Here is an 18,635-nt window from a genome sequence, read left to right as displayed (position 1 = left end):
CCTCGTCGGCCCCGACGCGCGGATGGGTCAGAGCCAGCCGGAGCGCTTGAACGCCCGCCACAGCACGAGGACGATCACGACCATCAGCAGGACCGCCAGCGGGTAGCCGAAGGTCCACCGCAGCTCGGGCATCTCGTCGAAGTTCATCCCGTAGACGCCGGCGACGAGCGTCGGACCCGCGATCATGGCGGCGTACGCGGCGAGCTTGCGCATGTCGTCGTTCTGCTGGACCGAGATCTGCGTCGCGCGGGCCTCCATCACGTTGTCCAGCAGGTGGTCGAGCGAGTCGATCGTGCCGCGGGCGTGTTCGAGGTGGTCGGCGATGTCCCGGAAGTACGGGCGCAACCCCTCCCTGACGGGCCACTTCGAGCGGTGGGAGAGCAGACCCGTGATCGGAGTGTGGATGGGAACGACGGCCTTGCGGAACGCGACCAGCTCACGCTTGAGCAGATAGACGCGCGCGGTGGAGTCGGGCGACGCCTGCGCGAACACGGCGTCCTCGACCTCCTCCACGTCCTCGGTCAACGCATCCGCGATCGCGAGGTAGGCGTCGACCACGGAGTCGACGACGTGGTACGCGGCGGCGACCGAGCCGAACTCGAGGAGGGCCGGCTGGGCTGCCGCGCGCTCGCGGATGTCGTCGAGGCGCGGCCAGGTGCCGTGGCGGACGGTGATCGCGTAGTGAGGGCCGACGAACATCGACACCTCGCCCACGCTGACCGTGCTGGTGTCGTCGTCGTACTCGAGAGTGCGCATCACGACGAACGCGGAGTCCTCGTAGACGTCGATCTTCGGACGCTGCTGCGCCGTGACCGCGTCCTCGACCGCGAGAGGATGGAGACCGAACGCGCTCTGGAGTGCAGTGAACTCGTCGTAGTCGGGATCCTGGAGCAGGACCCACACGAAGTCGTCCGGCCCGGTCTGCGCGTTCGCGAGCTCGCTCAGGTCGTGCATCGTCGCGTCGGTCTTGACGATGGTCCGGTCTCGGTAGGCCGCGCACTCGACGATCACGTTGCCATTCTGGACCGTGGCAGGCGCCTGGGCCGACTACGCTCGACGCGTGCCGACCCTGATCCTCGTGCGCCACGGGCGTACAGCAGCCAACGCCGACGGCATCCTCGCCGGGCGCACCCGCGGCATCGGCCTCGACCCGCTCGGTCAGGAGCAGGCCAAGAACGTCGGCCAGCGGCTCGCGGCGGTCCCGCTCGCGCTCGTCGTGAGCAGCCCGCTGCTGCGGACCACGCAGACCGCGCGCGAGGTCGTCGCCGCCCAGCGCAGTGACGTCGCCCTGCGCCGGGACTCGGGTTTCGTCGAGTGCGGCTACGGCCGCTGGACCGGTCGCAAGCTGAGCGAGCTCGCGAAGGAGCCGCTGTGGTCGATCGTCCAGCGACAGCCGACAGCCGCCATCTTTCCCGGGGGAGAGGGGTTGGCGGAGATGTCGGCGCGCGCGACCGACGCCGTACGCCGGTTCGACCGACAGGTCGCCCGCGCCCACGGGGCTCGCTCGGTCTGGGCTGCGGTGAGCCACGGTGATGTGATCAAGGCGATCATCGCCGACGCCCTCGGCCTTCATCTCGACCTGTTCCAGCGCATCTCGGTCGCGCCCGGGTCGGTGAGCATCGTGACGTACGGCATGCACCGGCCGACGGTGCACCACGTCAACGACCTGGGTTCGGACCTCTCGGGCTTCGTGCCTCAGGCCGACGCTGCGCCCGCCGACGGCGTCCCCAGCGGTGACGCTCCGGTGGGCGGGGGTGCGTGAGGTGCTGCGAGGACGGGGCAGGAGTCGCCGCGGGGTGTCGGCCTGTCTAGGCTCGGACCCATGCTGATCCACCGGTACGAGCGCCCGCGACGGTTCGTGGCAGGAACCGTCGGCGTGCCCGGTGAACGGACCTTCTTCCTGCAGGCCAGCGACGGCGCTCGGGTCACCTCCGTCGCGCTGGAGAAGGCGCAGGTGCAAGTGCTCGCCGAGCGGCTCGAGGCGCTCCTGGTCGAGGTCGGCAGCGACGCCGGCACGGGCCCGGCGCCCGGTCGGACGGTCGACCTGGAACCCCTCGACCAGCCGATCGAGGAGGAGTTCCGCGTCGGCGCCATGACGCTGGCGTGGGAGCCCGACGACGGCGAGGTCGTCGTCGAGGCCTTCGCGGTGACCGACGACGAGGACACCGAGGCCAGCGACGTGCTCGTCGTCACGTTGCGGCCGGAGGTCGCCCTCGAGTTCGCCGAACGTGCTCGCAGCGTCGTGGCTGCCGGGCGGCCGACGTGTCCGTTCTGCGGGGGCGTCGTCGAGCCGGAGGGGCACCTGTGCCCGCGCGCGAACGGTTTCCGCCGGGTTCCGCGTGACTGACCCGGGGCCCGAGCACACCTCGATGCTCGACCTGCTGACCGACGGCGACCTGGAGGTGACGGGGCGGCTCGTCCGAGCCTCGAACGGGACGTTCTTCGGCACCGTGAGCGCCGCGGGCGACGCCGTCGAGTGCGTCTACAAGCCCGTACGCGGTGAGCGCCCGCTGTGGGACTTCCCGGACGGGACGCTCGCGGCGCGCGAACGCGCGGCGTACCTCGTCTCCGAGGCCGCCGACTGGCACGTCGTACCGCCCACGGTGCTGCGTGACGGGCCGTTCGGGTTCGGGATGGTGCAGCGCTGGGTGGACGTCGACGTGAGCAAGCCGCAGGTGGACGTCGCGCCGGCAGCGGAGTCGTCACGGGCGGGGTGGTTCGCGGTGCTCGACGCATACGACGCCGAGGACCGGCCCGTGCAGCTGCTGCACCGCGCGTCGGCCTCGCTGCGGGCCATGGCGCTGTTCGACGCGGTGGTCAACAACGCCGACCGCAAGGGCAGCCACATCCTGCCGGAGAAGGGTCAGCCCGCAGACGGCCCCGTGGTGGGGTGCGACCACGGTCTGACGTTCCACTCCGAGCTCAAGCTCCGCACCGTCCTGTGGGGATGGTCCGGCGAGTCGCTCGAGAGCGACGAGCGAGCGCGGCTGACGACGCTGCTGGACGACATCGTCCGCGGACCGTTGCGCTCCGCGCTCGACCCGCTGCTGACGCCCACGGAGATCCTCGCGCTCGCGGAGCGGATCGACGACCTGCTGGCCGAGGGAGTCATGCCGGAGCCCGGCGACCGGTGGCCCACGATCCCGTGGCCGCCGCTGTAGGCGGCGCCTTATACCCTCGTGGCATGCGCGCCTGGACGTCTCCCGAAGTCCCCGACCTCACCGACCTGGGTCTCGGTCGGGGCTCCGCCGTCCGGGTGTTCGACACCTCCAGCGGTGCAGTGACGGAGGTCGACCCGCAGGACCACGCTCGCCTGTACGTCTGCGGGATCACCCCGTACGACGCCACCCACCTCGGCCACGCCGCCACCTATCTGACGTTCGACCTCGTGCAACGGGTCTGGCGCGATCGTGGCCTGGAGGTGACCTACACCCAGAACATCACCGACGTCGACGACCCGCTCCTCGAGCGCGCGAACGAGACCGGCATCGCGTGGACCGACCTGGCCGAGCGCGAGATCGAGCTGTTCCGCGAGGACATGGCGGCGCTGCGGATCCTGGCACCGGACCACTACGTGGGCGCTGTCGAGTCGATCCCGGTGGCGCTCGCGCTGATCGAGCGTCTCCGTGACGCCGGAGCGACGTACGAGATCGACGACGACGTCTACTTCTCTGTGCACGCCGACCGTGACTTCGGCGCGGTCTCCGGCTACGACGCCGACACGATGCTCCGCCTGTTCGCCGAGCGCGGCGGAGACCCCGACCGCGCCGGCAAGCGCGACCCGCTCGACTGTCTCCTGTGGCAGGCCGAGCGTCCGGGAGAGCCGTCCTGGGACAGCCCGTTCGGGCGCGGACGGCCCGGCTGGCACGTCGAGTGCGCGGCGATCGCGCTGGAGACGCTCGGGCACGACTTCGACGTCCAGGGCGGCGGCTCCGACCTGATCTTCCCGCACCACGAGATGTCGGCCTCCGAGGCGCAGGTCGCGACCGAGACACGCTTCGCGAAGGCGTACGTCCACCAGGCGATGGTGGCCTACGACGGCGAGAAGATGTCGAAGTCCCTCGGCAACCTGGTGCTCGTCTCCCGGTTGCGTGCGGACGGCCACGACCCGATGGCGATCCGGCTCGCGCTGCTGGCCCACCACTACCGCACGCCGTGGGAGTGGGCCGACTCCGACATCGTCGACGCCCACAAGCGGCTCGATCGCTGGCGTGAGGCGTTCGCGAGCGGTGGTCCCGCCGCCGCCGACGTCGTCTCCGAGCTGCGTCGAGCACTGACGAACGACCTCGACACGCCCGGCGCGATCACCGCCGTGGACGCCTGGGTCGACGCCGCCCTGGCAGGTTCCGGGGCGGCCGACGGTGGGCCGACGAGCGGCCAGGTCGTCCGCTCCGCGGTCGACGCCCTGCTCGGTGTGGTCTGACGCGTCATAGAGTGAAGGCGTGAGCGAGCAGAACGAGTTCCCCGCAGTCGTCGACCCGTGGCTGGTCGTCGCCTTCGAGGGCTGGAACGACGCAGCCGAAGCGGCCACGGACGTCGTCGACCACCTGATCGACTGGTGGGACGCGGAGCTTGTCGCCGAGCTCGATCCCGACGACTACTACGACTTCCAGGTCAACCGGCCCTACATCGGCCGCGACGACGAGACCGGCGAGCGCACGATCACCTGGCCCACCACGCGGGTGTTCGTCGCACGGCCCGTCGGCTCCGACCGTGACGTGCTCCTCGTCCGCGGCATCGAGCCCAACATGCGCTGGCTCGCGTACTGCGACGAGCTCCTCGCCCTCGCCGACCGCTTCGCCGTACGCGGCATCGTCACACTCGGCGCGCTCCTGGCGGACACACCCCACACGCGTCCGATCCCGGTCACCGGCACGACGAGCGACCCGGCCATGGCGGAGCGGCTGCACGTCGAGGAGTCCCAGTACGAGGGACCGACCGGCATCAACGGCGTGTTCGCCGTCGCGAGCGCGGACTCGGGCGTGCCCACGGTCTCACTCTGGGCGGCAGTGCCGCACTACGTGGCGCAGTCGCCGAGCCCCAAGGCCACCCTGGCGCTGCTCGGCTACCTCGAGGACGTCCTCGAGATCAGCCTCCCGCTCGGAGACCTGCGTGAGCTCTCGCGTGCGTGGGAGCGCGGCGTGGAGGAGCTCGCGAGCTCCGACGAGGAGATCGCCGCCTACGTCGAGTCCCTCGAGGAGGCCCGCGACACCTCGGACCTTCCCGAGGCGTCCGGTGACGCCATTGCCCGGGAGTTCGAGCGCTATCTGAAGCGCCGGTCCAACGACACCGACACCTAGACTCGTCCTGACCCAGGACCGGGTCTCACCCTCCCTCACCTACGAGCCGAGCAAGGACCATGAGCCTCGACACCCGTGTGCGTTCGACCCTGCCTGATGCTGTCCTCTGGGACCTCGACGGGACCATCGTCGACACGGAGCCCGTGTGGCTCGCAGCGGAGCTCGCCCTCGCGCGCCGCTTCGGCGGCGTGTGGACGGAAGAGGACGGCCTCGACCTCATCGGCAGCGACCTGCTCGAGGCCGCCGCCATCATGCGCGAGCGGATGGGCATCACACCGACGCCCGAGGAGATCGTGGTGGCGATGGTGAGCGCGGTCGCCGACCACATGCGTCACGCCGAGCTCGTCTGGCGGCCGGGGGCGGTCGAGATGATCGCACGCCTTGCCGACGCCGGCGTGCCTCAGGCTCTGGTCACGATGTCGTACGCCGAGATCGCCGAGGCGATGATCACCCGGATGCCGTCGAACCCGTTCGGGGCGGTCGTGACCGGCGACAGCGTCACGCGGGGCAAGCCCCACCCCGAGCCGTACCTCACCGCGGCGGAGGCGCTCGGCGTCGACCCGGCGCGGTGCGTCGCCATCGAGGACTCCGGCACCGGCACGCGCTCGGCCGCGGCTGCCGGGTGCCAGGTCCTCGTGGTGCCCAACCTCGTGCCGGTGGAGTCGGGGGAGCGGCGCACGTTCGCAGACTCTCTCGCCGACCTCGGCCCGGACGACCTCGGCGCCCTCGTCGGGCGACCTGACGCCACGTGATGACGGCCGCTACGGTCCTCACGCTGGTCGGTGCCGTCGGCACCGGCGTGATGGCGGGCGTCTACGTCGCGTTCTCGGTGATGGTGATGCCGGCGCTCGACCGGCGCCGGCCCGGTGAGTCGGTCGGCTTCATGCAGGAGACCAACCGCAACGCCGTGCGCCCGGCGTTCCAGCTGGCGTTCTCCGGGACGGCGATCGCCGCCGTGGCACTGCTGGTCGTCGCCTTCGCCGTCGAGGACGCCGAGGGCACGTGGTTGGTCGCCGGATCGGTCGCGTACCTGCTCACGATCGTGCTGACCGCGGCGTTCCACATCCCGCGCAACAACGCGATCGATGCGGTCGATGCCGAGGACGCCGCCGCGTCAGGGGTCGCGTGGACCGCGTACTCACGCCCTTGGACCCTCGGCAACCACGTCCGCGCGCTGCTCTGCGTGGTCGCTCTCCTCTCGTACGCCGCCGCTCTCCTCGCGACCTGAGCGGGCGTCCATCTCCTTCCACTCCGGCCGCAGACCGGTCAGCGTGGTCGTGAGGAAGTAGGCCACGCCGCAGACGAGGAGCACGGGGGAGAGACCCGCCGCAGTGACGGCCACCCCGGCGAGGAGGCCGCCCAGCGGCATCCCGGCCCATGCCACGGCATCGCCCAGCGCACCGACCCTGCCGTACAGGCGCCGCGGCACGCGCTCGAACAGGATCGCTCCGAGGATCGGGTTGAGGAACCCGGAGCCGAGACCAGCGACGGCGAAGACCGCGATGACCACCGGCGTGGGCACATCGACGAGCAGGACGAGGAACCGTGGGGCGCCCGCGACGAGGAATCCGAGGAAGAACACCGGCCGGCGGCGCATCCGAGGCGCGAGCGCCGCAGCGAGCAGGCTCCCGACGACGGCCGTGGCGCTCATCACCGTGAGGACGAGGCCCATGGCCGCTGCCCCGCTGCCGGAGTCGTGCGCCCAGACCGGGAGGAGCACCGCGGCATAGGCGACGTCGAGCAGGTTCGTGATCCCCACCATGACCACGATGGCGACGAGGAGCGCGTCCCGACGCAGGAAGGTGACACCCTCCGCGAGCCGGTGCAGATAGCCGTCGGTGCCGTCGACATCTGGGTCAGCGGCAGCGTCGTCGGCGCCGGGTTCGGTGGACGTGTGCGGTCCGCCCATGCCGCGCGGGAGCGCGAACGCGACGATGACCGACCCCAGCACGAAGCAGACCGCATTGACCGCGACGCCGGCGATCGGACCCACGACAGCGATGAGGACACCGCCCGCGGCCGGACCGACGGTCGAGGCGAGCCGCTCGACCGTGCCTGACAGGCCCGTCGCCCGCACGAGCGGGACACGTGCCCGGTCGGCGGCCTCCGGGACCATGACCTCCTTCGCGAGGTCGCCCGGCCCCCGAGCAGCGCCGACGATCGCCACGAGGGCGAGGAAGGCGACCAACGACAGGTTGTCGAGGAAGTACAGGAGCGGGATCGTGGCCGCGGCTGCTGCGCTCACGAGGTCGGTGCTCCACGACACGACCCGCCCACCGACCCGGTCGATCCACGGGCCGCTCAAGGCCTTCACGACGACGTACGGCGTGAGCTCGCAGAACGCGACCAGGCCCGTCTTGGTCGCGCTGCCCGTGGTGGCGAGAACGAACCAGGGGAAGGCGATGGCGGAGACCCGGGTGCCCGAGTGCGACACCGCCATCGCGACGAGCAGCCCGACCAACGGCCGAAGGGGGGCCCTCGTGGTCGCCTGCGCCCTCACGAGGGATCGTCCTCGGTCACGCCGTCCTCGAGCGCTCCCTGCGGCTGGGGAAGGATCTGGAGAACCACGGTCACGCGCTCGGCGTCCTCGGGCGCGCGGTTCTCCGGCACGTCGTACCGGAACTCGCGTACGACGGCGTGCAGGCGCACGGCCAGAGTCTTCGCCTCGTCGGGCGTGAGACGCAGCAGGTAGTCGCTGATGTCCATCGCGTCGCGCCAGTCAGGCGGCATGGTCGCGCGCTCGTTCACCGTCTGCTGCAGGACCAGGGTGTAGCTGGCGGCGACCGAGCGGAGGTACTCGTCGATGGCATCGGCATCGGCCGGGTCCATGTCCTCGCCACGCAGCTCCGTGACTCGGTGCGCCGCACGCCACCACCGGTCGCGGGCGTTGCCGCGGCTCACGTCGTCGGTGACGAGCCCGGCCTTCTCGAGCTGGCGCAGATGGTACGAAGCCGAGCCGGAGCTGATGCCGAGCCGCTGACCGAGCTGCGTCGCGGTCGCGGGGCCGAACCGGCGGAGTGCGCCGAGGAGCGAGACACGCAGCGGGTGGGCGAGCGCCTTGAGCGAGGACCCGTCGAGGACGACGGCGTTCGGTTCAGTGGTCACGTGTCCCAGCGTAGAACTGCAAAGACTTCTTTGCAAAGAATCCTTTGCAATTGCCGAAGAGGTTCTGACGCGCTCAGTCCACGGCGGCGGGGCTCTCCGACGGCGACTGGACCGCCGGCTCGATCGGCAGCGACTCCCGCTCGGGAAGGGGAGGCAGCGTGCCGCCCCACTCGGGGCAGAGCGCCTTGTGGTCGCACCAGCCGCAGAGGACCGACTTGTGGGGTCGCCACTCGCCGGTGGTCGAAGCGCGCTCGATCGCCGTCCACAGGGCGCGGAGCTTGCGCTCGGTGGCCAGCAGGTCCTGCTCGTCGGGGGAGTAGCGGAGGATCTCCTCGTTGCCGAGGTACATCAGCTGCAGGAGCGTAGGGACCGTGCCGGTGGTGCGCCACATCACCAGCGCGTAGAACTTCATCTGGAAGAGCGCCTTGGCCTCGAAGACCTCCCGAGGCGCCTTGCCCGTCTTGTAGTCGACGACGCGCACCTCGCCGGTCGGAGCGACGTCGACGCGATCGACATACCCACGCAGCAACAGCCCGCCGTCGAGCACCGTCTCGACGTACTTCTCGCGTTCGGCGGGCTCGAGTCGACGCGGGTCCTCGAGCGCGAAGTAGGAGGCGAGCAGTGCGCCGGCGCTCTCGAGCCACGCGGCGAGGTCGGCACCGTCCTCGAACAGCTCCGCGACCTGGGGCTCGCGCTCCGTCAACCGGGCCCACGCCGGCGCGACCATCGAGCGGGCGTGCTCGAGCGTGCGCGCGGCGGCCGGCGCGTCGAAGAGGTCCTCGAGCACCGCGTGGACCAGCGTGCCGCGGACGGCGTCGGCCGACGGCGCCTCGGGAAGCCGGTCGACCACGCGGAAGCGGTAGAGCAGGGGGCAGGTCATGAAGTCGCCCGCGCGGCTCGGGGACAACGACCCGATCACCGTGACGCCGTCCACCACCGTGTGCTCGACCGTCTGCGTCCTCATGCCTGTCAGCCTAGGCGAGCGGACCGACAGTCCGGGCGTGCCACGACCCGATACGGTGGATGGTGTGAACGGCTCGTCCACACCCCCCTCCCGACCCCGCCCGCCGGGGACCCTCCGCATCGGCGAGATCGGGGGCGTCGACGTGCTCGTCCGGTCGTCCTGGCTCGTGGTCGCCGTGCTCATCGCCGTCGTCCTCGCGCCGACCATCGAGGTGATCGCTCCCGGTCTCGGGGCGCTCACGTACGTCGCGGGCCTCGCCTTCGCCGTCCTGCTCTACCTCTCGGTGCTGCTGCACGAGGTCTCCCACGCCCTCGTCGCGAAGGCCTTCGGCTACGAGGTCCGTTCCGTCACCTTGAACTTCCTCGGTGGCGTCACCGAGATCGAGGGCGAGCCCGACACACCGGGCCGCGAGTTCTGGATCGCGGTCGTCGGCCCGCTGACGTCGCTGGCGGTGGCCGGTGTCGCCTGGGTCGCCGCGCTCCTCGGCCCCGACACGGGCCTGCTGCTCTTCGCGTTCCGTGCTCTCGCGCTCGCGAACCTCGTCGTGGGTGTGCTCAACCTGCTCCCGGGACTGCCGCTGGACGGCGGTCGCGTGTTCCGAGCGGCGGTGTGGAAGGTGTCCGGCAACCCCTACGCCGGCTCCGTGGCTGCCGCGTACGGCGGTCGGGCCGTCGCCGTGCTGGCGCTCGCGTTCCCGTTCGTCGGCCGTGAGCTGATCGGGCTGGACATCACGATCCTGGACTACCTCATCGCCTTCGTCGTCGCGATGTTCCTGTGGACCGGCGCGACCCAGGCGCTCGTCTCGGCGCGGATCCGGCGCGGACTGCCCGCCCTCACGGCGCGAGGGCTGGCCCGTCGCGCCGTCGACGTCGCGCGCTCCACGCCGGTGGGGCAGGCCGTCGACCAGGCGCGCGAGTCGGGGGCCGGAGCCATCGTGGTGCACGGCCCGACGGGTGCGATCGACGGCATCGTCGACGAGCGCGCCGTGCTGGCGACGCCGGAGACCCGACGCCCGTGGATCGAGGCCGGCACCCTGGCGCGTACGCTCTCCCCGGGGCTCACGCTGTCCGTCGATCTCGCCGGTGAGGCGCTGATCCGGGCGTTGCAGCGGACCCCGTCCAGCGAGTACCTCGTCATCGACGGCGACCGCCTGTACGGCGTCCTGGTGATGGCTGACGTCGACAAGGCGTTCGCCGAGCGCGTCAGGACCACCAAGCAGAGCCGGACCCGGAAGCAGAGCAGTGCAGGAAGGCAGACCCATGGATGAGCGTCTCTCAGGAGTGCACCGCGGACCGATGGCGGTCGGTCAGTGGGTCCGCCTGACGGACGCCAAGGGGCGACGCCACAACATCCAGCTCGAGGCCGGCAAGAAGTTCTTCACGAAGTTCGGCGAGATCCCGCACGACGCGCTGATCGACCAGCCCGAGGGCGTCGTGGTCGAGTCGTCGCTCGGCGGCCAGTACCTCGTGTTCCGTCCGCTCATGCACGAGTACACGACGTCGATGCCGCGGGGTGCCGCCGTCATCTACCCGAAGGACGCGACCCAGATCGTCACCTTCGCCGACATCTTCCCCGGCGCGCGCGTCCTCGAGGCGGGAGCAGGCTCGGGCGCACTGACGACGTTCCTGCTGCGGGCCGTCGGCGAGGGCGGCCTCGTGTCCTCGTACGAGCAGCGCGAGGACTTCGCCGAGATCGCGACCCGCAACGTCGAGCAGTTCTTCGGCGGACCGCACCCGGCGTGGCGCCTGACCGTCGGCGAGCTCGGGGAGAGTGTCGTCGACACCGAGGTCGACCGGATGATCCTCGACATGGTCGACCCCTGGGAGTACGTCGAGCTGGCGGGCCGTGTGCTCGCTCCCGGCGGCATCCTCTGCTGCTACGTCGCCACCACGACGCAGATGTCCCGGATCGTCGAGACGCTGCGCGCGCACGGCGAGTTCGCGGAGCCGGACGCCTGGGAGACGATGCAGCGCGGCTGGCACCTCGAAGGCCTCGCCGTCCGCCCTCAGCACGCGATGAACGGCCACACCGCCTTCCTCGTGACGGCGCGCCGGATGGCGCACGGGCAGCGCGCGCTGGCCAAGAAGCGGCGCCCCGCCCCGGGTGCGTACGGGCCGGACTACTCCGGACCCCGCCCGGCTGACCTTCCCGACTGACGCCCGCGAGACGCGCATCTCATTCTGATAACCGCGCGCGGACGTGAGCAGTTCGTCACCACGGGCGTATAGGGTCGTTGTACGAGGAGCCACAACGCCGCGCACACGGGTCGATCCCGGGCGTGTCCGGGGCTGACGGTGTCGCGGCCTTCGCGGGAGGTACGACATGAGCGAGTCCGACCACACCGACCGGCGTCCGCCTGCGACCGAGCAGACCGTGCTCCAGCAGCAGGCCGAGATCGACTACCTGCGCGCGGAGGTCGAGCACCTCCGTCGGCGCCTCGCGACCGGCCGTCCCGACAACGCCGTCGACGCCAGGCTCGCCGAGACCGAGGCCCGGCTCGCCGCCGTCACCGCCCAGAACGCGCGGCTCGGCGACACGCTGCGCGAGGCTCGTGACCAGATCCTCACCCTGAAGGAGGAGGTCGACCGGCTCGCACAGCCGCCGACCGGGTTCGGCACCTTCATCCAGCAGAACGACGACGACACCGTCGACGTGTTCACGGGGGGCCGCAAGCTGCGGGTCAACGTGAGCCCGACCGTCGAGACCGACCAGCTCCGGCGAGGCCAGGAGGTCATCCTCAACGAGGCCCTCAACGTGGTCGCCGCGCTCGACTTCGAGACCGTGGGCGAGGTCGTCATGCTCAAGGAGCTGATGGCCGACGGCGAGCGCGCCCTGGTCCTCGGCAACGCCGACGAGGAGCGGGTCGCCCGGATCGCCGACTCTCTCAAGGACACCAAGCTGCGCGCGGGCGACTCGCTGCTGCTCGACTCCCGTGCCGGTTACGTCTACGAGCGGGTTCCCAAGTCCGAGGTCGAGGAGCTCGTGCTGGAGGAGGTTCCCGACATCGACTACACGAGCATCGGCGGGCTCCAGAACCAGATCGAGTCGATCCGCGACGCCGTCGAGCTCCCGTACCTCTACCCCGAGATCTTCATCGAGCACGAGCTCAAGCCACCGAAGGGCGTCCTCCTCTACGGCCCGCCGGGCTGTGGCAAGACGCTGATCGCGAAGGCGGTCGCCAGCTCGCTCGCCAAGAAGGTCTCGGCCAAGACGGGGGAGGAGGGACGCTCCTACTTCCTCAACATCAAGGGTCCCGAGCTCCTCAACAAGTACGTCGGCGAGACCGAGCGACACATCCGCCTGGTGTTCCAGCGTGCTCGCGAGAAGGCCAGCGAGGGCACCCCGGTCATCGTGTTCTTCGACGAGATGGACTCGCTGTTCCGCACGCGCGGTTCAGGAGTCTCGTCCGACGTCGAGAACACGATCGTCCCGCAGCTGTTGAGCGAGATCGACGGCGTGGAGGGCCTCGAGAACGTCCTCGTGATCGGTGCGTCCAACCGCGAGGACATGATCGACCCGGCGATCCTGCGTCCCGGTCGCCTCGACGTGAAGATCAAGATCGAGCGGCCCGACGCCGAGTCGGCGCGTGACATCTTCTCCAAGTACCTCACCGCGCGACTCCCGCTGCACGACGACGACCTGGCGGAGTTCAGCGGTGATCGTGGAGCGTGCGTCAACGGCATGATCCAGCGCACCGTCGAGCGCATGTACGCCGAGACCGAGGAGAACCGCTTCCTCGAGGTCACGTACGCCAACGGCGACAAGGAGGTCCTCTACTTCAAGGACTTCAACTCGGGCGCGATGATCCAGAACATCGTCGACCGTGCCAAGAAGATGGCCATCAAGGACTTCCTCGAGCTCCAGCAGCGTGGACTGCGGGTCCAGCACCTCCTGCAGGCGTGCCTCGACGAGTTCAAGGAGAACGAGGACCTGCCCAACACCACCAACCCCGACGACTGGGCGCGGATCTCGGGCAAGAAGGGCGAGCGCATCGTGTTCATCCGTACCCTCATCTCCGGCAAGCAGGGCAGCGAGCCGGGTCGGTCGATCGACACGGTCGCCAACACCGGTCAGTACCTGTAGGGCCTCGTGCAAGCCGTACGCCGCGGTCACGGACAATGGAGCCGTGACCGCGCGTACGACGCTCCCGCTCGACATCCGCACCGTCGGCTACGACCATGCCGACGCCGCACGCCTCGTGGCCGAGGTCCAGGCCGAGTACGTCCGCCGCTACGGATCGCCCGACGAGGGCCCGACGGACGTCGACGAGTTCCACGGCTCGGGAGGACGGTTCGCGGTGGGGTACGACGCGGCTGGTGCCCCGGTCGCGACCGGCGGCTGGCGGCTGCACGACGACGGGCGCGTCGAGATCAAGCGCATGTACGTCCGCGACGCCGCTCGTGGACGTGGCTACGCCCGTCGCATGCTGGCGTGGCTGGAGCAGTCGGCGCGGGAGGCGGGGGCCGTGACAATCATCCTCGAGACCGGTCGGCTGCAGCCGGAGGCCATCGCGTTGTACCGGTCCTCGGGCTACACCGACGTCGAGCCTTTCGGCTACTACGCGGAGGACCCGCTGTCGGTCTACCTGGGCAAGACCCTGCACTGAGATCCGGGACCATTTTTCACATCGTGGACGTACCGTCCGGCACCCGGACGTGGACTACTCTCGTAGAAGGCGTGCGCCGCTCGTTGCGCACCAGACCCTCTCGCCCCGGAAGATTGGCGTTGACGCAGTGCAGGCTGTCCCGAACCTCCGCCCGGACGCAACCGACGAGCTGACCGAAGCCCTTCGGTCGCGCATCCTCGTGCTCGACGGCGCGATGGGCACCGCTATCCAGCGCGACCGTCCGGACGAGGCCGGCTATCGCGGTGAGCGGTTCCAGGACTGGCCCTCGGACGTCCAGGGCAACAACGACCTGCTGACGATCACCCAGCCGCAGATCATCGCCGACATCCACCGCGAGTACCTCGACGCGGGCGCCGACGTGATCGAGACCAACACCTTCAACGCCAATGCCGTCTCGCTGAGCGACTACGGCATGGAGGAGCTGTCGTACGAGCTCAACTACGAGTCGGCGCGGCTGGCCCGCGAGGTCGCCGACGAGGTGACCGCGCAGAGCGGACGCCCCCGCTACGTCGCCGGGGCGCTCGGCCCGACGACCCGTACGGCCTCGATCTCGCCCGACGTCAATGATCCCGGCGCGCGCAACGTCACGTACGACCAGCTGGTCGAGGCCTACACGACAGCCACCCGCGGCCTGCTCGACGGCGGCGCCGACATCGTCGTCATCGAGACGATCTTCGACACGCTGAACGCGAAGGCGGCGATCTTCGCCGTCGAGTCGGTGTTCGCCGACCACGGTCGGCGGTGGCCGGTCATCATCTCCGGCACCATCACCGACGCCTCGGGCCGCACGCTGTCGGGCCAGGTGACCGAGGCCTTCTGGCACTCCGTCCGCCACGCCCAGCCGCTGCTCGTGGGCCTCAACTGCGCGCTGGGGGCCAAGGAGATGCGGCCCTACATCGCCGAGATCGCGCGGATCGCCGACACGTTCGTCAGCTGCTACCCGAACGCCGGCCTTCCGAACGCCTTCGGCGAGTACGACGAGGCACCCGACGAGACCGCGGCGATCGTCGCAGAGTTCGCCGAGGCGGGCTTCGTCAACCTCGTGGGCGGCTGCTGCGGGACGACGCCGGCCCACATCGCGGCGATCGCCCGCGACGTCGCCGAAAAGGCGCCCCGTGTCCCGCCGGTGACCACGCCGGCGCTGCGGCTGGCCGGCCTCGAGCCGGTCACCGTCGTCGAGGACACCCTGTTCGTCAACGTCGGCGAGCGGACCAACATCACCGGTTCGGCGCGCTTCCGCAACCTCATCAAGGCCGGCGACTACGGGACGGCCCTCAACGTCGCACGCCAGCAGGTCGAGAACGGCGCCCAGGTGATCGACGTCAACATGGACGAGGGCATGATCGACGGCGTCGAGGCGATGGTGAGGTTCCTCAACCTCATCGCCTCCGAGCCCGACATCTGCCGCGTGCCTGTGATGGTCGACTCCTCCAAGTGGGAGGTCATCGAGGCCGGGCTCAAGTGCGTCCAGGGCAAGCCGATCGTCAACTCGATCTCCATGAAGGAGGGCGAGGAGGCGTTCGTCGAGCACGCGCGGCTGTGCCGACGCTACGGCGCCGCGATCGTCGTCATGGCGTTCGACGAGGACGGCCAGGCCGACAACCTCCAGCGCCGCAAGGAGATCTGCGAGCGCGCGTACCGACTCCTGGTCGACGAGGTGGGGTTCCCCGCCGAGGACATCATCTTCGACCCCAACGTCTTCGCTGTCGCGACGGGCATCGAGGAGCACGCCGAGTACGGCGTCGACTTCATCGAGGCCACCCGCTGGATCAAGCAGAACCTCCCGTACGCCCTGGTGTCCGGCGGCGTCTCCAACGTGTCCTTCTCGTTCCGCGGCAACAACCCCGTGCGCGAGGCCATCCATGCCGTGTTCCTGTACCACGCGATCTCCGCGGGCATGGACATGGGCATCGTCAACGCCGGGGCGCTCGAGGTCTACGCGGAGGTTCCCGAGCTGTTGCGCGAGCGCATCGAGGACGTCGTCCTCAACCGCCGTGCCGACGCGACCGAGCGGTTGCTCGAGATCGCGGCCGACTTCGCCGGCGACGGCGTGGCCAAGGAGGTCGCCACCGAGGAGTGGCGGTCGCTCCCCGTCGGAGAGCGGATCACCCACGCCCTCGTGAAGGGCATCGACGACTACGCCGAGTCCGACACCGAAGAGCTTCGCCAGGAGATCGCCGCGCGCGGAGGACGGCCGATCGAGGTGATCGAGGGCCCGCTCATGGCCGGCATGAACGTGGTCGGCGACCTGTTCGGCGAGGGCAAGATGTTCCTGCCGCAGGTGGTGAAGTCGGCACGCGTCATGAAGAAGGCCGTCGCCTACCTGATCCCGTTCATCGAGGCCGAGAAGCAGCCCGGCGACGCCGCGACCGCCAAGGGCAAGGTCGTGATGGCGACGGTCAAGGGCGATGTCCACGACATCGGCAAGAACATCGTCGGGGTGGTCCTCCAGTGCAACAACTACGACGTGGTCGACCTCGGGGTCATGGTGCCCGCCCAGAAGATCCTCGACGCCGCCCGCGCCGAGAACGCGGACGCCATCGGGCTCTCCGGGCTCATCACGCCGTCGCTCGACGAGATGGTCAACCTGGCCGGCGAGATGGAGCGTCAGGGGTTCGAGATCCCGTTGCTCATCGGCGGCGCGACGACGTCGCGGGCCCACACCGCGGTGAAGGTCGACCAGAAGTACCACGGGCCGGTGATCTGGGTGAAGGACGCGTCGCGCTCCGTCCCGGTCGTCGCCGCGCTGCTCTCGGACGAGCAGCGGCCCGCGCTGCTGGCCGACACCGACACCGAGTACGCGTCGCTGCGTGAACGCCACGCCGCCCGCCAGAGCAGCCGCGCCCTGCTCAAGCTCCAGGACGCGCGTGCCCAGGCGACGCCGATCGACTGGAGCGACTACCGCCCGCCGCGACCGCACATGCTGCTCCAGCAGGCCCGCGACGTGTGCTCGGGCCCCGGCTGCGACCACCCGCACGAGGGGCACATCCAGTTCGTCCGTACGCTGACCGACTACTCGCTCGAGGAGCTGCGCCGCTACATCGACTGGCAGCCGTTCTTCAACGCGTGGGAGATGCGCGGCCGGTTCCCCGACATCCTCCACAACCCGTCGACCGGTGAGGCCGCGCGCAAGCTGTACGACGACGCCCAGGTGATGCTCGACCAGATCATCGCGGGCAGGTGGCTGCGGGCCAACGGTGTGTTCGGCCTGTTCCCGGCCAGCCAGGTGCCCGGCGACGACATCGAGGTCTACACCGACGAGACGCGCACCGAGGTCCTGACGACGCTGCACCAGCTGCGCCAGCAGGGCGAGGGCCGCGAGGGCTCCGCGCGCAAGTCGCTGGCCGACTTCGTCGCGCCGAAGGACACCGGGCTGCGCGACTACGTCGGCGCCTTCGCGGTGACGGCGGGACTCGGCGGGGCCGACAAGATCGAGGAGTTCAAGAAGGATCTCGACGACTACAGCGCGATCCTCCTGGAGTCCCTCGCCGACCGGCTCGCCGAGGCGTTCGCCGAACGCCTCCACGAGCGCGTCCGCAAGGAGTTCTGGGGCTACGCACCCGACGAGTCCCTCACGAACGAGGCGCTGATCAAGGAGAGCTACAGCGGCATCCGGCCTGCCCCCGGCTACCCGGCCTGCCCGGAGCACACCGAGAAGCAGACGATCTGGCAGCTTCTCGACGTCGAGAAGAACACCGGGATCGAGCTGACCGACAGCATGGCGATGTGGCCGGGCGCGGCCGTCAGCGGCCTCTACTTCTCGCACCCGGACTCCCAGTACTTCCTCCTCGGCAGGATCGGGCGCGACCAGGTCGAGGACTACGCCGCGCGCAAGGGCTGGACGGTGGCCGAGGCAGAGCGGTGGCTGTCGCCCAACCTGGGCTACCGCACCGAGGACGACTGACGTCCACAGACTGTCACCGTCCCTTTACTCCCCGTTTGAGGTGCTCACACCTCAAGTTCTCTGGTGCACCTCATTTTTGAGGTGCATCAGAGGCGTTTCCGGTGTGAGCACCTCAAATGCGGGAGGGTGACGGGAGAGGCGAGGGGGCGCGCCGCCGCTCGGCCGCGGGCGTAGCGACGACCTACTCGACGACCTCGTGCGCCGCACGGGCGCGGAGCCACGGACCGGCGAGGGCCCGGGAGTCGGGCACCAGCGGCCAGTCCGGGTCGTTCAGGCGTACGACCAGGTCGGCGAGGTCGACCCAGTCACCCCACGCGACCTCCTCGGGCTGCCACCGGATCGGCCCGGTCCACGCTTCGACGACGTAGCCGAACGCGGTGTACGAGGTGTGTGCGTCGGCGTACCGTCCGGTGAAGATCGGCCCCAGCTCGACACCGGTGACACCGAGCTCCTCGGCCACCTCGCGGACCGCGCCGTCGTACGGGTCCTCGCCGGCCAGGAGGACGCCGCCTGCGCACACGTCGTAGATGCCGGGAAAGACGTCCTTCGTGTCCGTGCGACGGTGGACGTAGACCCGGTCGGCGGGATCGAGGACGACGACGGCAGTCGCCGCGTGGTGCAGGTTCTGCGCGCGGACCCGCGATCGGGGTGCCTCACCCACTGGCTGGCCGTCGTCCCCGTACAACGCCACGATCTCGTCCATGCGAGTCATCATCCCAGTGGCGTGGGCTGCAG

At 70.1% G+C, this 18,635-nt stretch carries 17 protein-coding genes; 12 read left to right on the top strand and 5 right to left on the bottom strand.

Annotated elements, in window-relative coordinates:
• Positions 1-27: 27 nt before the first annotated feature.
• Positions 28-1,011, bottom strand: a complete 984-nt coding sequence (gene corA, locus AB3M34_RS11575; RefSeq protein WP_370614000.1) for a magnesium/cobalt transporter CorA — start codon at positions 1,009-1,011, stop codon at positions 28-30.
• Between the two features lie 49 nt (positions 1,012-1,060).
• Here corA and AB3M34_RS11570 point away from each other — a divergent pair, with 49 nt between their 5' ends.
• Genes AB3M34_RS11570 through AB3M34_RS11540 form a run of 7 tightly spaced genes read left to right on the top strand, consistent with a single transcriptional unit; the run spans position 1,061 to position 6,528 of the window.
• Positions 1,061-1,762 (top strand): MSMEG_4193 family putative phosphomutase, encoded by a 702-nt coding sequence (locus AB3M34_RS11570; protein WP_370613998.1) that lies wholly within the window; start codon positions 1,061-1,063, stop codon positions 1,760-1,762.
• A gap of 60 nt (positions 1,763-1,822) precedes the next feature.
• Positions 1,823-2,347 carry a DUF3090 domain-containing protein gene (locus tag AB3M34_RS11565; RefSeq protein WP_370613997.1) on the top strand — a complete coding sequence of 175 codons (525 nt, stop codon included), beginning with the start codon at positions 1,823-1,825 and terminating at the stop codon, positions 2,345-2,347.
• A complete protein-coding gene (locus tag AB3M34_RS11560; RefSeq protein WP_370613995.1) occupies positions 2,340-3,161 on the top strand; it encodes an SCO1664 family protein in 822 nt (273 codons plus the stop codon). The genes AB3M34_RS11565 and AB3M34_RS11560 overlap by 8 nt, the downstream gene beginning before the upstream one ends.
• A gap of 23 nt (positions 3,162-3,184) precedes the next feature.
• Positions 3,185-4,423 (top strand): cysteine--1-D-myo-inosityl 2-amino-2-deoxy-alpha-D-glucopyranoside ligase, encoded by a 1,239-nt coding sequence (mshC, locus tag AB3M34_RS11555; RefSeq protein ID WP_370613993.1) that lies wholly within the window; start codon positions 3,185-3,187, stop codon positions 4,421-4,423.
• 19 nt (positions 4,424-4,442) lie between these two features.
• A complete protein-coding gene (locus AB3M34_RS11550) occupies positions 4,443-5,300 on the top strand; it encodes a PAC2 family protein (protein ID WP_370613991.1) in 858 nt (285 codons plus the stop codon).
• Positions 5,301-5,359: 59 nt separating this feature from the next.
• On the top strand, positions 5,360-6,052 hold the full coding sequence (locus AB3M34_RS11545; protein WP_370613989.1) for an HAD family hydrolase: 693 nt from the start codon (positions 5,360-5,362) through the stop codon (positions 6,050-6,052).
• Positions 6,052-6,528 carry a DUF1772 domain-containing protein gene (locus AB3M34_RS11540; protein ID WP_370613987.1) on the top strand — a complete coding sequence of 159 codons (477 nt, stop codon included), beginning with the start codon at positions 6,052-6,054 and terminating at the stop codon, positions 6,526-6,528. Before AB3M34_RS11545 ends, AB3M34_RS11540 begins: the two co-directional genes overlap by 1 nt.
• On the opposite strand, the gene AB3M34_RS11535 is transcribed toward AB3M34_RS11540, so the two are convergent.
• From AB3M34_RS11535 to AB3M34_RS11525, 3 genes are all read right to left on the bottom strand, one after another.
• Positions 6,439-7,800: an MFS transporter gene (locus tag AB3M34_RS11535; protein ID WP_370613986.1), complete on the bottom strand. Its 1,362-nt coding sequence runs from the start codon at positions 7,798-7,800 to the stop codon at positions 6,439-6,441. The genes AB3M34_RS11540 and AB3M34_RS11535 overlap by 90 nt on opposite strands.
• Positions 7,797-8,405 (bottom strand): ArsR/SmtB family transcription factor, encoded by a 609-nt coding sequence (locus AB3M34_RS11530; protein WP_370613984.1) that lies wholly within the window; start codon positions 8,403-8,405, stop codon positions 7,797-7,799. Before AB3M34_RS11530 ends, AB3M34_RS11535 begins: the two co-directional genes overlap by 4 nt.
• A 73-nt stretch (positions 8,406-8,478) precedes the next feature.
• Complete coding sequence (locus AB3M34_RS11525; protein ID WP_370613982.1) at positions 8,479-9,369, bottom strand: RecB family exonuclease; 891 nt, start codon at positions 9,367-9,369, stop codon at positions 8,479-8,481.
• A 64-nt stretch (positions 9,370-9,433) separates the two neighbouring features.
• On the opposite strand from AB3M34_RS11525, the gene AB3M34_RS11520 reads away from it, so the two are divergent.
• From AB3M34_RS11520 to metH, 5 genes are all read left to right on the top strand, one after another.
• On the top strand, positions 9,434-10,636 hold the full coding sequence (locus tag AB3M34_RS11520) for a M50 family metallopeptidase (RefSeq protein ID WP_370613981.1): 1,203 nt from the start codon (positions 9,434-9,436) through the stop codon (positions 10,634-10,636).
• A complete protein-coding gene (locus tag AB3M34_RS11515) occupies positions 10,629-11,525 on the top strand; it encodes a tRNA (adenine-N1)-methyltransferase (protein ID WP_370613980.1) in 897 nt (298 codons plus the stop codon). Before AB3M34_RS11520 ends, AB3M34_RS11515 begins: the two co-directional genes overlap by 8 nt.
• Positions 11,526-11,691: 166 nt before the next feature.
• The gene (arc, locus tag AB3M34_RS11510; protein ID WP_370613979.1) at positions 11,692-13,452 is read left to right on the top strand and encodes a proteasome ATPase; all 1,761 of its coding nucleotides are present in this window, start codon (positions 11,692-11,694) and stop codon (positions 13,450-13,452) included.
• Between the two features lie 43 nt (positions 13,453-13,495).
• A complete protein-coding gene (locus AB3M34_RS11505) occupies positions 13,496-13,975 on the top strand; it encodes a GNAT family N-acetyltransferase (RefSeq protein WP_370613977.1) in 480 nt (159 codons plus the stop codon).
• Between the two features lie 127 nt (positions 13,976-14,102).
• The gene (gene metH / locus AB3M34_RS11500) at positions 14,103-17,900 is read left to right on the top strand and encodes a methionine synthase (RefSeq protein ID WP_407070167.1); all 3,798 of its coding nucleotides are present in this window, start codon (positions 14,103-14,105) and stop codon (positions 17,898-17,900) included.
• 181 nt (positions 17,901-18,081) lie between these two features.
• Here the strand turns inward: metH and AB3M34_RS11495 are convergent, their stop codons facing one another.
• Complete coding sequence (locus tag AB3M34_RS11495; RefSeq protein ID WP_370613976.1) at positions 18,082-18,603, bottom strand: NUDIX domain-containing protein; 522 nt, start codon at positions 18,601-18,603, stop codon at positions 18,082-18,084.
• Between the last annotated feature and the right edge of the window lie 32 nt (positions 18,604-18,635).

This window comes from Mumia sp. Pv4-285 (assembly GCF_041320275.1).
GTDB lineage: Bacteria > Actinomycetota > Actinomycetes > Propionibacteriales > Nocardioidaceae > Mumia > Mumia qirimensis.
The sequence above is the reverse complement of the archived record's forward strand: the minus strand, read 5'-3'. Positions and strand labels throughout refer to the sequence as shown.

Coding starts and splice junctions, on each gene's coding strand:
- AB3M34_RS11565 (WP_370613997.1), top strand. CDS start 1,823: ATGCTGATCCACCGGTACGAGCGCCCGCGACGGTTCGTGGCAGGAACC.
- arc (WP_370613979.1), top strand. CDS start 11,692: ATGAGCGAGTCCGACCACACCGACCGGCGTCCGCCTGCGACCGAGCAG.
- AB3M34_RS11515 (WP_370613980.1), top strand. CDS start 10,629: ATGGATGAGCGTCTCTCAGGAGTGCACCGCGGACCGATGGCGGTCGGT.
- AB3M34_RS11495 (WP_370613976.1), bottom strand. CDS start 18,603: ATGGACGAGATCGTGGCGTTGTACGGGGACGACGGCCAGCCAGTGGGT.
- mshC (WP_370613993.1), top strand. CDS start 3,185: ATGCGCGCCTGGACGTCTCCCGAAGTCCCCGACCTCACCGACCTGGGT.
- AB3M34_RS11525 (WP_370613982.1), bottom strand. CDS start 9,369: ATGAGGACGCAGACGGTCGAGCACACGGTGGTGGACGGCGTCACGGTG.
- AB3M34_RS11540 (WP_370613987.1), top strand. CDS start 6,052: ATGACGGCCGCTACGGTCCTCACGCTGGTCGGTGCCGTCGGCACCGGC.
- AB3M34_RS11545 (WP_370613989.1), top strand. CDS start 5,360: ATGAGCCTCGACACCCGTGTGCGTTCGACCCTGCCTGATGCTGTCCTC.